At 73.1% G+C, this 12,493-nt stretch carries 11 protein-coding genes; 5 read left to right on the top strand and 6 right to left on the bottom strand.

Annotated elements, in window-relative coordinates; all coding sequences use genetic code 11:
• Positions 1 to 103: 103 nt before the first annotated feature.
• On the top strand, positions 104 to 964 hold the full coding sequence (locus ABZU69_RS14985) for a serine hydrolase (protein WP_354964905.1): 861 nt from the start codon (positions 104 to 106) through the stop codon (positions 962 to 964).
• Between the two features lie 32 nt (positions 965 to 996).
• Here the strand turns inward: ABZU69_RS14985 and ABZU69_RS14990 are convergent, their stop codons facing one another.
• Positions 997 to 1,794 carry a tyrosine-protein phosphatase gene (locus tag ABZU69_RS14990; RefSeq protein ID WP_354964906.1) on the bottom strand — a complete coding sequence of 266 codons (798 nt, stop codon included), beginning with the start codon at positions 1,792 to 1,794 and terminating at the stop codon, positions 997 to 999.
• Positions 1,795 to 1,838: 44 nt separating this feature from the next.
• Here ABZU69_RS14990 and ABZU69_RS14995 point away from each other — a divergent pair, with 44 nt between their 5' ends.
• Together ABZU69_RS14995 and ABZU69_RS15000 are read left to right on the top strand one after the other, a co-directional pair.
• Positions 1,839 to 2,936, top strand: coding sequence for a dipeptide epimerase (locus tag ABZU69_RS14995; protein WP_354964907.1), 1,098 nt, complete (start codon positions 1,839 to 1,841; stop codon positions 2,934 to 2,936).
• Positions 2,937 to 2,994: 58 nt separating this feature from the next.
• Positions 2,995 to 3,912, top strand: a complete 918-nt coding sequence (locus ABZU69_RS15000) for an NlpC/P60 family protein (protein ID WP_354964908.1) — start codon at positions 2,995 to 2,997, stop codon at positions 3,910 to 3,912.
• A gap of 36 nt (positions 3,913 to 3,948) precedes the next feature.
• Here the strand turns inward: ABZU69_RS15000 and ABZU69_RS15005 are convergent, their stop codons facing one another.
• From ABZU69_RS15005 to pnuC, 3 genes are all read right to left on the bottom strand, one after another.
• On the bottom strand, positions 3,949 to 4,947 hold the full coding sequence (locus ABZU69_RS15005) for a TerC family protein (protein ID WP_354965116.1): 999 nt from the start codon (positions 4,945 to 4,947) through the stop codon (positions 3,949 to 3,951).
• A gap of 325 nt (positions 4,948 to 5,272) precedes the next feature.
• Positions 5,273 to 6,319, bottom strand: coding sequence for an AAA family ATPase (locus ABZU69_RS15010; RefSeq protein ID WP_354965117.1), 1,047 nt, complete (start codon positions 6,317 to 6,319; stop codon positions 5,273 to 5,275).
• Between the two features lie 80 nt (positions 6,320 to 6,399).
• A complete protein-coding gene (pnuC, locus tag ABZU69_RS15015; RefSeq protein ID WP_354964909.1) occupies positions 6,400 to 7,053 on the bottom strand; it encodes a nicotinamide riboside transporter PnuC in 654 nt (217 codons plus the stop codon).
• An 85-nt stretch (positions 7,054 to 7,138) separates the two neighbouring features.
• Between pnuC and ABZU69_RS15020 the strand changes: the two genes are divergently transcribed.
• Positions 7,139 to 7,432 carry an antibiotic biosynthesis monooxygenase family protein gene (locus tag ABZU69_RS15020; protein WP_354964910.1) on the top strand — a complete coding sequence of 98 codons (294 nt, stop codon included), beginning with the start codon at positions 7,139 to 7,141 and terminating at the stop codon, positions 7,430 to 7,432.
• 100 nt (positions 7,433 to 7,532) lie between these two features.
• Here ABZU69_RS15020 and ABZU69_RS15025 read toward each other — a convergent pair whose 3' ends face one another.
• Together ABZU69_RS15025 and uvrB are read right to left on the bottom strand one after the other, a co-directional pair.
• Positions 7,533 to 8,390 (bottom strand): helix-turn-helix transcriptional regulator, encoded by an 858-nt coding sequence (locus tag ABZU69_RS15025; protein WP_354964911.1) that lies wholly within the window; start codon positions 8,388 to 8,390, stop codon positions 7,533 to 7,535.
• A 140-nt stretch (positions 8,391 to 8,530) separates the two neighbouring features.
• A complete protein-coding gene (uvrB, locus tag ABZU69_RS15030) occupies positions 8,531 to 10,639 on the bottom strand; it encodes an excinuclease ABC subunit UvrB (RefSeq protein ID WP_354964912.1) in 2,109 nt (702 codons plus the stop codon).
• Between the two features lie 328 nt (positions 10,640 to 10,967).
• Between uvrB and ABZU69_RS15035 the strand changes: the two genes are divergently transcribed.
• Positions 10,968 to 12,488 carry a hypothetical protein gene (locus ABZU69_RS15035; RefSeq protein ID WP_354964913.1) on the top strand — a complete coding sequence of 507 codons (1,521 nt, stop codon included), beginning with the start codon at positions 10,968 to 10,970 and terminating at the stop codon, positions 12,486 to 12,488.
• Positions 12,489 to 12,493: the final 5 nt, after the last annotated feature.

The raw sequence follows: 12,493 nt of genomic DNA on the forward strand, positions 1-12,493 counted from the left end.
ACCGGGCGCGTCGACCGCTTGCGGTCGGCGCGCCCGTCCGCGTTCCGGCGGGGTACGCGGGCCCGCCCGGCCGACCCGCCGGTGATCCGCTACGGTCACCGGCATGACCTGGGATGATCTCGACGCCCACCTGGACAAGGTGCCCGGCACCGTCTCGGCGTACGTGGGCCGCCTCGACGCGCCGCCCACCTGGACCCGCCATGCCGACGCCGCCCACTACGCCGCCAGCACCATGAAGGCGGCGGTGCTCGCCGCGCTGCACCGCGCCGCCGAGGCCGGCACGCTGGAGCTGGACGCCCCCGTCCCGGTGATCAACGAGTTCGGCTCGGCCCAGCCCGGCGCACCCCGGTTCTCCTGCGCGCAGCACTACGACAACGACGACGCGGTCTGGGACCGGGTGGGCGGCACCGCGCCGCTGCGCTGGCTCGCCGACCGGATGATCGTGCGGTCCAGCAACCTGGCCACCAACCTGATCATCGGCCACGTTGGCCTGCCCGCGGTGGCCGAGGTGTGGGCGCTGGCCGGAGCCCGGCACAGCGTCACCGGCCGCGGCATCGAGGACTTCGCCGCCCGCGAGGCCGGCATCACCAACCTGGTCACCGCCCACGACCTGGCCGCCCTGCTCGGCGCGGTCGCCACCGGGGCCACCAGCCCCGGCCGGCTCGCCTCGCCGGCCGGCTGCGCGGCCATGCTGGACGTGCTGCTCGCCCAGGAGCACCGCGAGGACCTGGCCGCCGGCCTGCCCGAGGGCACCCGGATCGCGCACAAGAACGGCTGGGTACGCGGCGTCCGGCACGGCGCCGGGGTGGTCCTGCCCGACGACGCCCCGCCGTACGTGATCACCGTCTGCACGACGACCGACCTGGCCGACGGCGGCCCCAGCGGCGACGAGGTCGAGGATGACGCCTGCCGGCTGATCGCCCACGTCTCGGCGCAGGTCTGGGCGGCCCGCCACCAGCTCTGACCCCGACACCCGCGGGCCGGCCGGCGCACCGGTCACTCCAGCAGGTTCTCCCGCAGCGCCGTCAGGACCTCGTCGGGCAGCCCGAGGCCGTCGCGGAGGTAGCCGTCGAACGAGCCGTGCACCCGGCGTACCTCCTGGTAGCCGGCGTCGAGGTACTCGGGGCGAACCTCCAGCACCGGCAGCACCGCCTCGACGTCCAGCTCGGGCTGGCGGCGCCGCATCGCCTCGACGATCACCGCGCGCAGGCTGTCGGTCAGCGCGTTGTTGCGCAAGTATTCGGCGCGGACCGTCGCCTCGTCCACCCCGAGGGCGGTCAGCAGGATGACGGTGAGCCAGCCGGTGCGGTCCTTGCCGGCCGAGCAGTGGTAGATCAGCGGCAGGTTCTCCGACTGGGTGGCCAGCCGCACGGCCTCGGCGAAGCCGACCCGCGCCGACTCGCCGGTGACGAACCACCGGTAGATCGCGGCCATCGCCGCCGCCGTGCCCTGCCGGGCCAGCTCCGCGTACGCGTCGAGGTCGTGGCCGAGCAGCACCGCCGAGACGTACGTGAAGACCGGGTGCTCCGGGTCGTGCACGGGCAGGTGCACCACCTGCGGCTCGCCCACCAGCCGGTCCGTCGGGGCCACCGCGATCTCCGAGCCGTCACGCAGGTCGACCACGCAGGCCGGGCCGAGTTTCGCGAGCACCGGCAGGTCCTCGTCGGTGAGCCGGCCGAGCGCCGGAGTCCGGATCAACCGCCCGGGGCGCACCCGCCGGCCGTCGGCGCCGACGATGCCGCCCAGGTCACGCGCGTTCGGTGCGCCCACCATCTCCCAGTCCCGCCCGGTCATCCGGTCTCCCCTCCCGCCGCGCGCCTGCGTATAGGGTGCCCCACATGACGATCTCGGCGGTACGCACCCACCGGGTTTCCGCCCCCTTACACACCCCGTTCGTCACCGCGCTGCGCCGTACCACCACTGTGGAAACGCTGGTCGTCGAACTGGTCGACGCCGACGGCCGCTCCGGTTTCGGCGAGGCGCCGCAGGTCTGGCAGGTCACCGGCGCGTCGGTCGCTGGCGCCGAGGCGTGCGTACGGGAGCTGCTCGGACCCCTGCTCACCGGGCGCGACCCGGACGACCTGGTGGCCCGCTGCGCCGAGGTGCAGCGCGCGGTGGTCGGCAACGAGGCGGCCAAGGCAGCGGTCGACGTCGCCCTGCACGACCTGGCCGCCCGACGGTTGGGCGTACCCCTGGTGCGGTTGCTCGGCGGCACCACGCTGCGGGTGCCCACGGACGTCACGCTGGCCGCGGGCGACGCGGCGGACCTGGCGTCGGCCGCGCGACAGCGACGGGCCGACGGCTTCGGCGTGCTCAAGCTCAAGGTCGGCACCGACGCGGCCGGCGACCTGGACCGGGTCCGGGCGGTCCGCTCGGCGGTCGGCGCCGGGGTCCGGATCCGGCTCGACGCCAACCAGGGCTGGACGCCCCGGGAGGCGGTGCGGGTCATCCGCGGCATCGAGGACGCCGGGCTCGACGTGGAGCTGGTGGAGCAGCCGGTGGCCCGCTGGGACCTGGACGGGCTCGCGTGGGTCAGCGACCGGGTGTCCGTGCCGATCCTGGCCGACGAGGCGGTCTTCGGGGTCCGTGACCTGGTGGAGGTGATCCGTCGACGGGCCGCCGACCTGGTCAACGTCAAGCTGGCCAAGGCCGGCGGGCTGCAACCGGCGCGCACCCTGCTGGAGCTGGCCGCCGCGCACGGGCTCGGCACGGTGGTCGGGTCGATGATGGAGACCCAGGTCGGCATCGGGGCGGCCGCGAGCCTGGTCGGCGCGTACGGCACCACCGCCGTCGCCGACCTGGACGCCGCCTGGTGGCTGGCCTGGTCACCGGTGCATGGCGGCCTCCGCTACGAGGGCGCCACGGTGGTGCTGCCGGACGCTCCCGGCCTGGGCATCTCGGGCCTGGCTGAAGTAAAGATGCAGCCCCGCAGTTGATGATCGTTGGTTTCTTTCATAGGGTTCCAGAGACAGCGGACACGAGCTGGGGGTTGACGTGGAGCTGCAGCCGGGCCGCGAGGCCGTCGTCCGGGTCGCGGTGGCGACGATGTGGACCTCCCCCGAGGCGGTCCGCCCGGTGGATCAGCCGGCGCTGACCGCGCGCGCCGACATCCCGACCTGGGTCTCCGGCCTGGACACCGACCAACAGGTCGGCGACTGCGTGCTGAGCCAGCTGCTGCTGGGCGAGCGGGTGCACATCAGCGAGCTGCGCCCGGACGGCTGGGCGCGGGTGGTCGCCGTCGAGCAACCCGCCGCGAAGCTGGACCCGCGCGGCTACCCGGGCTGGTTGCCCGTCGATCAACTGGCCCCCGTCGACCCGACCGTCACCGGCCGCCCCCTGGTGGTGGACGCCACGGTCACCGGGCTGCGCGCCGCGCCGAACGGGCCGGTGGTGCTGCCCGGCGTGGTCGTCGGCACCCGCCTCGTCCCGGCCGGCCCGGTGCGCGACGGCTGGCAGCCGGTGCACGTCCCCGGCCAGGCCGCGCCCCTCTGGCTGCCCGACGGTCAGCTCACCTGCGCGCCGGCCACGCCGCCCAACGCCGCCGACGCGCTCGCGGTGGCGCAGCGGCTGCTGCACGTCGTCTACGTCTGGGGTGGGCTCTCCGCGTACGGCATCGACTGCTCAGGGCTGGTGCACCTGGCCTGGCGCCGCTTCGGGGTACTGCTGCCCCGCGACGCCGACGACCAGGCCCAGGCGACCACACCACTGCCGCTGGGCGAGGAGCGCCCAGGCGACCTCTACTTCTTCGCCCGACCCGGCCGCAAGATCCATCACATCGGCATCGTCACCGCCGTCCCCGGCGACCACGAGAACCGGCGGATGCTGCACGCCTGCTACCGGCGGCGGCGAGTGGTGGAGGAGCCGCTGCCGGCCGATCGGACCGCCACCCTGGTCGGCGCGCACCGGGTCTGACCGGCCGGGCGCGTCCCCGCACCCGGCCGGCGCGGGTCAGCGTCGAGCCTCGGCCAGTTCGCGGCGTCGGTCCCGGGCGGACTTCATCAGGCTGGCGATCGTGGCGACCAGCAGGGTGCCGAGGATGACCAGCAGGGAGAGCCAGATCGGGATGTGCGGCGCCCACCCCACGTGCTCCCCGCCGTTGATGAACGGCAGGTTGTTGTCGGCCAGCGCCTCCAGCACCAGCTTGACCCCGATGAAGCCGAGCACCACGGCCAGCCCGTAGCTCAGGTAGATCAGCCGGTCGAGCAGGCCGCCGAGCAGGAAGTAGAGCTGACGCAGGCCCATCAGCGCGAAGACGTTCGCGGTGAAGACCAGGTACGGCTCCTGGGTGATGCCGAAGATCGCCGGGATGGAGTCCAGCGCGAAAATCAGGTCGGTGGTACCGATCGCGATCATGACGATCAGCATCGGCGTGAAGAGCCGCCGGCCGTTCTCGTGGGTGGTCAGCTTCGCGTCGTCGTAGCTCTTGGAGATCGGCAGCGCCCGACGGCTCCACCGGATCAGCAGGTTCTCCGAGAACTCGTCCTCGTCCGGCTCGCCCTGCCGGGCCAGGTTGACCGCCGTGTAGATCAGGAAGGCGCCGAAGATGTAGAAGACCCAGGAGAACTGCGAGATCAGGGCGGCGCCGGCGGCGATGAACCCACCGCGCATCACCAGCGCCAGCACGATGCCGACCAGCAGCACCTTCTGCTGGTACTGCCGGGGCACCCCGAAGCGGGCCATGATGATCACGAAGACGAAGAGATTGTCCACCGAGAGGCTGTATTCGGTGAGCCAGCCGGTGTAGAACTGCCCGGCCGCGCTCGCCCCGGAGGTCAGCCAGAGACCGGCGCCGAAGAGCAGGGCCAGGCCGACGTAGAAGGCGACCCAGAGGCTCGACTCGCGCACACTCGGCTCGTGTGGACGCCGACCGATGATCAACAGGTCGACGAGTAGAACCGCAGTCAGTGCGACGAGAGTCCCCGCCCACACCAATCCGGACACGTCCAACTTCATTCCTCCGGCAGACACGCGGCGTCGGGCACACCGTACGCCCCCGAAAGGGCCGGTGTGCCGCTGACGCTCACTCTGGTGACTGTCGGAGGTCTCTTCCGCCGCCTCCCGCGAGCGGGCGGCGACCGACGGGGCCGGGTCGGGGGCCGCCGACGTTCCGGCGATCGACCGTGCTGACGACTCCGTCGCGAGGGAATACTCCCCTCCTCGATGGCCATTCTCCCCCACCACGCGGTGTGATCGCACCCCGGGCATTCGGTGTCACCGCCCACTCGCCGAACGGGAATAGCGTCCGACACGTCCCCTCGGGCGTCCTAGGAGGCTAGTGCGTGTCAGGTGCGACAAGGGGGTCGGTGAGCGACCAGCCGGTGGCGAGCAGGGCGTCGCAGGCCGCCACCGCACGGGCCAGCCGCTCGGCGTGCGGTCCGGTCAGCTCCACCACCGGCACGCCGCACCCCACCAGCTCGGTGCGGAACCGCTCGGTCATCCAGCCCCGCAGGTGTTCCCCGTCGCGCAGACCGTCGTCGGCGAACGGCACGTCCCGGTGGTCGGTCAGCAGATACAGCGCCGGCCGGCGTGCCGCGGCCCGGACCTGCGGGGACGCGCTGCCGAGGTAGCGCTCCTCCCAGACGGCGGTGGCCCGCGCATCCGTGTCGCAGAACAACAGCGGCCCGGACGATCGGGCCGCCGCGTCCTCGGCCGCCTGCTGCTCGCGGACCACCGTGCGGAAGTCGCCCCGGTCCCAACGGACGTCGAACACACTCGCCCCGGGCGAGCGTTCGCGGAGCCGGGCCAGCTTGCGGGCGGTCAACTCCCGGCCGTACTCCGGCACCCAGTCGGTGCGGTAGTGCGCGGCCAGCGCCGCTGCCATCGTGGTGGTGCCCGTCGACTCGGCGCCGACCACCACGACCCGCCGGACGAACCAGGCGCGCACCGGCGGGCTCAGCCATCGCCAGTGACCCGCCGGGTCCGCGCGCACCGCGGTGCCGGAGACCGGCACGGTCCGCCGGTCCAGATCCACCGACACGGGTACGGCGTCGAAGCGCCGCGCCAGTTCCACGCCGTACGCCTCGGAGGAGAAGACCGCGTCCACCGCCTCCGGTCCGACCGCCGCACGGAACACCGCGCAGTGCGCGTCCCAGACCGCCGGGTCGGCGTAGTCCACCGGGTGGTCGTCGTACCGACCCACGAACCGGACCCACGGGGTGTGGGCGTGCGCCTCCCGCAGCCATTCCAGCCGCGCCTCGAGCGGGATGGACTCGCGGCGCGATGGCGCCACCACCACGGTGACCGCGGCACAGCGGGCGGCGGCGGCCTCGATCAGCGCGTGGTGCCCGGCGTGCGGCGGATAGAACTTCCCCACCACCATCCCGTGCCCGAACTCCGGGTTCGACGCCCGTCCGGGCGACCTCGGCGTCGGTGCCGACGGGTGGCCCGGTGCCCGCCCGGTCACGCGCTGACCGGCGCCGGCCCGGACGGCACCGCGGTCGGCCCGGCGGCCCGGCGCAGGTCGGCCCGCCAGGCGCGCAGCCCGAGCACGCAGAGGGCCAGGAAGACCAGGTACAGGACGGCGGTCAGGTGCAGGCCCTTGTACGCGTAGAGCGGGATGTAGATCAGGTCGGCGGCGATCCACAGCCACCAACTCTCCACCCGCTTGCGGGTCTGGCCGTACGTCGCCAGCAGGGACAGGGCCGTGGTCAGCGCGTCCGGCAGCGGCACGGTGGAGTCGGTGGCCCGGTCCAGCAGCGCCCAGAGCGCCCCGGTGAGCAGCACCCCGACGACGGCCAGCGCCAGCCACTCCCGCCGCCCGGTCCGGCTCACCGTGAGCCGGGTCCGCCGCTCGCCACCGAACAGCCACTGCCACCAGCCGTAGCAGCCGAGCGCGACGTAGACGACCTGGAGCCCGGCGTCGGCGTACAGGCCGGCAGTCCAGAACAGCAGCATGAGCAGCAGCACGTTGGCGATGCCGATCGGCCAGTTCGAGATCCGCTGCCGGGCCACCAACCAGACGTTCAGCACGCCGGTGGCGAACCCCAACAGCTCCGCCCAGGTGGTGCCGGTGCCGGCCACCCGGAACGCGGTGCCGGTCAGCCAGTCGATCATCACAGTGCCACCCTAGGGTCTGTGTCGACACCGGAACAGACCCCACGACACCACTCGGCCGACCCGTCGTGGGAGGCTCTCCACCATGGTGCTTGAGGTCGCGCTGATCGACGTACTGCCCGGAAACGAGGACGCGTTCGCCGCCGCGTACGCCCAGGGTCACCCGGTGCTCGCCGGGACGCCCGGCTGCCGGTCGGTGCGGATGAACCGGGGGATCGAGTCCCCGACGCGATTCGTGCTACTGGTCGAATGGGACTCGGTCGAGGCGCACGAGGAGAGCTTCCGGGCCACCGAGCGGTTCGAGCGGTGGCGCGAGCTGATCGGGCCGTACTTCGCCGGGCCGCCCCTGGTCGAGCACTTCATCGACGTGCCGGCCTGAGCGGAGCTGTCGTACCGCGCGGCTATCGTGCCCACCGCACGCGCCGGCCGCCGGTCCCGACGGGCTCGGGGGCGCCGGGCCCGGTGGTCGCGCCGTGCCCTCACTCGCCGACGCGGCGGGCCAGCGCGGTGACCGTCTCCTCCGGTGACAGCGCGGCGGTCAGCAGAGCCTCGGTCATCCGCTCGTACCGGTCGACGTCGAGCGGGGTGGTCAACCGGACGTCGGTGGTCAACGCCTCCAGCATCACCGTCCGCGGATCCGCCGGGTCGGGAAAGGCATAGCAGGAGTACGGGGTGAGCGGGTGCAGCCCGTCGCCGGCCACGCTGCGGGGCAGCAGCCGCACCGTCACGTGCGCCAGCCCGCTCACGGCGACCAGGTGCCGCAGCTGCTCGCGCCAGACCGGAACCGCCAGCTCAGCCGGGTCGCAGACGGCCTCGGCCAGCACCGCCGTGTAGCGCGGCGGGTCCGCTCGGCGCAGCACCTCCTGTCGCAGCGCCCGGGCGCGCACCTCGGCCTCCACGTCGATCTCCGGTGTGAGCATGGCACCGGCGGCGACCCGCAACCGGGCGTACGCCGGCGTCTGGAGCAGCCCCGGCACGACCGCCGGCTGGTACTCGACGATGTGGGCGGCACCCGCCTCCAGCTCGGCGTAGGTGCGCTGCCGCTCGCTCATCTCGCCGAGCGTCTTCCACCAGCCGTGGCTGGTGGCCGCGTCCCGGGCGATCACGATCAGCGCGTCCCGGGCGGGCGCCGGCACCTGGTAGACGTCGAGCAGGTCCAGGACGTCGGCGAGGTCCGGGCGGCTCTGGCCCAGCTCGATGCGGGACAGTTTCGACGTCGACGCCCAGCCCAGCCGGTCGCAGACCTGCTCCAGGGTCAGCGCCTCGCGCCGGCGTAACTGGCGCAGCTCGGCGCCGAGCCGCACACGTCGAATGACAGGACTTGTTGGCACCGGCATCCCCGCCTCCCCACCGAGGGAGAGTACGCAGGACGATCACCCAGTGCAATACCACGCTCGCGTAGCGCAACCGCCGAATCGCCCACGGTGGACCGGTCGGACCGGCCCGTACCTGCCGTTTCGGCCCGCTGGCGTGGTCGTCACTTCACGCCGGCGGCGTCCATGCCGCGCAGCTCCTTCTTCAGGTCGGCGACCTCGTCGCGGATCCGGGCCGCCAGCTCGAACTGCAGCTCGCGTGCGGCGGCCAGCATCTGGTCGTTGAGCTCCTGAATGAGTTGGGCGAGGTCGGCACGGGCCATCCCCTCCCGGGACGGGGTGGTGGCGGCGGCCCGACTGCGGCTGCGGGTCTCCTTGACCGGCGCCTTGCCCCGGGAGAGCTGGCGCACCGCGCCCCCGACCCGGGAGTTCTCGGTGTCCTCCGCCTCGCGGTAGATGTCGTCCAGAATGTCGTGGATCTTCTTGCGCAGGGGCTCCGGGCTGATCCCGTGCGCCTCGTTGTGCGCGATCTGCTTGGCCCGACGCCGATCGGTCTCGTCGATCGCGGCCGCCATCGACGGGGTGATCTTGTCGGCGTACATGTGCACCTGGCCGGAGACGTTACGGGCGGCCCGGCCGATGGTCTGGATGAGTGACCGACCGCTGCGCAGGAAGCCCTCCTTGTCGGCGTCGAGGATCGCCACCAGCGACACCTCGGGCAGGTCCAGCCCCTCGCGGAGCAGGTTGATGCCGACCAGCACGTCGTACTCGCCCTTGCGCAGCTCGCGCAGCAGCTCCACCCGGCGCAGGGTGTCGACCTCCGAGTGCAGGTAGCGCACCCGGATGCCGTTCTCCAGCAGGTAGTCCGACAGATCCTCGGCCATCTTCTTGGTCAGCGTGGTGACCAGCACCCGCTCATCCCGCTCGGTGCGCAGCTTGATCTCGTGCATCAGGTCGTCGATCTGGCCCTTGGTCGGCTTGATCACGACCTCCGGGTCGATCAGCCCGGTGGGGCGGATGACCTGTTCGACGAACTCGCCCTGGGCCTGCTCCAACTCCCACGGGCCCGGAGTCGCCGAGAGGTAGACCGTCTGGCCGACCCGCTCCAGGAACTCGTCGAAACGCAGCGGCCGGTTGTCGGCCGCGCTGGGCAGCCGGAAACCGTGGTCGATGAGCATCCGCTTACGCGAGGCGTCGCCCTCGTACATGCTGCCGATCTGCGGGATCGTCACGTGCGACTCGTCGATGACGGTGAGGAAGTCGTCCGGGAAGTAGTCGAGCAGGCAGTGCGGCGGGCTGCCGGGCAGCCGCCCGTCCATGTGCATCGAGTAGTTCTCGATGCCGGAGCAGAAGCCCACCTGCCGCATCATCTCGATGTCGTAGGTGGTGCGCATCCGCAGTCGCTGCGCCTCCAGCAGCTTGCCCTGCCGCTCCAGCTCGGCCAGCCGCTCGGCCAGCTCCACCTCGATGTCGCGGATGGCCCGCTCCATCCGCTCCGGGCCGGCCGCGTAGTGCGTCGCCGGGAAGATCACCAGCTGGTCGACCTCCCGGACCACGTCACCGGTCAACGGGTTGAGGTAGTAGAGCTTCTCCACCTCGTCGCCGAACATCTCGACGCGGACAGCCAGCTCCTCGTACGCCGGGATGATCTCCAACGTGTCGCCGCGGACCCGGAAGGTGCCGCGGTTGAAGGCCATGTCGTTGCGGGTGTACTGGATGTCGACCAGCCGGCGCAGCAGCTTGTCGCGGTCGAGCTCCTGGCCCACCTCGACCCGGACCGCCCGGTCGAGGTATTCCTCCGGGGTGCCCAGGCCGTAGATCGCCGACACGGTCGCCACCACGATCACGTCGCGGCGGGTCAGCAGCGACATCGTCGCCGAGTGCCGCAGCCGCTCGACCTCCTCGTTGATCGAGGAGTCCTTCTCGATGTAGGTGTCGGTCTGCGGAATGTACGCCTCGGGCTGGTAGTAGTCGTAGTAGGAGACGAAGTATTCGACCGCGTTGTGCGGCAGCAGCTCGCTGAACTCCTTGGCCAGCTGCGCGCAGAGCGTCTTGTTCGGGGCGAGCACCAGCGTCGGGCGCTGCAGCCGCTCGATGAGCCACGCGGTGGTGGCGCTCTTGCCGGTGCCGGTCGCGCCGAGCAGCACCGTGTTGCGGTCGCCACGCCGAACGCGACGCTCAAGGTCGTCGATGGCGGCGGGCTGGTCGCCGGCCGGCTGGAAGTCACTGACGACCTGGAAGCGGCTGTCCAGCCGGGGAATGTCGAGCGCCATGACCTCAACGGTACGCCGGAGGTCCGACAGGAACGGCCGTCACGGCGGTTACGTGATCAGCTTCAATATTCCCATTGTGTGGCACATGTCACCGGCGCTAGGCTCTCGCTGTAGGCCGCTCGCGGCGGCCGACCGGGCCGGTGGCCCAGGCCGTCATCTCGGCCGGCCACCCCCGGCACAGCGGTCGCAGCACCCGGCGCGTCCGGCGTGCGCACCGGTGTGGTCGCGCTCGAGGCGCTGACCGGCCGCCGCGAGCGCCCCTGCTCGTTCCGGCGACGCCACCCGACCGTGCTCGTCACCCCGCCGCCGCCCGGCCCGTTTCACATCCGTGGACACCTCTCCGAACCCGACGCGCGACACCAGCAGCACGCCCCGCCCCGCCGGCGCCACCGACCCGGCCGCCGACACCACCGGCCCGGCCCGAGCCGGCCGCCGCCGCCGGACGGTGCTCCTGCTGCTCGGCCTGACCGCGCTCACGTCCGCGACCGCGCTGGTGATCGGGTTGTTGAGCTGGGCGCCCGACCCACCCGAGCCCGCCCGGCCGCTGACCGTGGCCGAGGGCGAGCGACTGGCCGCGATGCGGGTCACCAACCTGCGGGACCTGCGCGCCGGGGTCCGCGTCACGGTCGGCACCGGTGCCGCCCGTACCGAACTCGTGGGGTGGGTGGACTGGTCGCGGCCGCTGCTCTACCTCGACGTGGGTGGGCCGGGCGCGGGCGTCGAGCGGGGCCTGTTGCAGAGCGTCGGCCCGTTGCTGGTGATCCGGCCGGACCCGTCGGCGGTGCCCACCCCCGCCGCGCCCCCACTGGTGCCGCCGGCGGACCACTGGCGGCTGCACCACCTGGCACCCGGCGCGGGCCTGGCTCCCGTGCTCGACCTGCTCCTCGGCCTCGCCGCCGACCGCCCGGACCCGGCTCAGGCACTGCGCGACGGCGGTGCCCGCTGGGTGGCCCGGGACACCGTCGCCGCCGGCCCGGTGGACATCCTGCAGGCGCCGCTGCCGGGCGGCGCACCCGCCAGCGGCAACCCGGCACCGGGCAGCGCGGCGGCCGGCCCGCCGGGCGTCGAGGCCGACCCGGACGGGCAGACCCGCTACTGGCTCGACCAGGACAGCCGGTTGCACAAGCTGGTCGCCCAGCTGCCCGGCGTCGGGCCGGTCACCGTGATCCTCAACCGGGCGGACCGGCCGACGCTGCGGCCGGTGGACGCGCTCGGTGGCCGGCCGGGGCTGCCCCGCGCGCTGACCGACGCCGAACGGGACCGGCTCAGCCGCCTGCCGGCCCGGCTGCGCGCGCAGGGCGGGGCCACGCTGACGCTGACCGCCCCGGTGGGCACGGACACCAACCTGCGGGGCGCCGGCTGGTTGAGCTGGACCGCGCGCACCGCGTACCTGGCGGTGGCCGATCTGGGCGTACCGGATCGCCGGACCCTGCTCCGCCGGGACACCGCCGGCCTGGCCCGGGCGGACGTACCGGCCGCGGCCGGTGGCGGTGGCACTGCGGAGACGCCGGGTCGGCCGCCGCTGCCGCCCCCGGCCGGGGCGTGGCGGTTCACCCGGTCCGGTACGGACGACCTCAGCCTGCTGGTTGGCGCGGCGGTGGCCGCCGCCGGGTCGGCCGGGCAGCGCGGCGCGGCCGTGCGGGTACGCGAGGACGTCGCCGCCGGGCGGACCGTGGACGTCGTCGAGCTGCGCACGGCGGACGCGCTCCTGCGCTACTGGATCGACCGGAACGGGTCGCTGCGCCGGCTGGAGCTGCGCACCGCCCCCGGCACGTGGGCACAACTCGACCTCAATCCCGCTTCGGTACCCCGGCTCGCGCCGGTGCCCCGCTCCGCGGCCACCACCTGACCGAA

The sequence above is a fragment of the Micromonospora sp. NPDC005206 genome (assembly GCF_040608175.1).
GTDB lineage: Bacteria > Actinomycetota > Actinomycetes > Mycobacteriales > Micromonosporaceae > Micromonospora.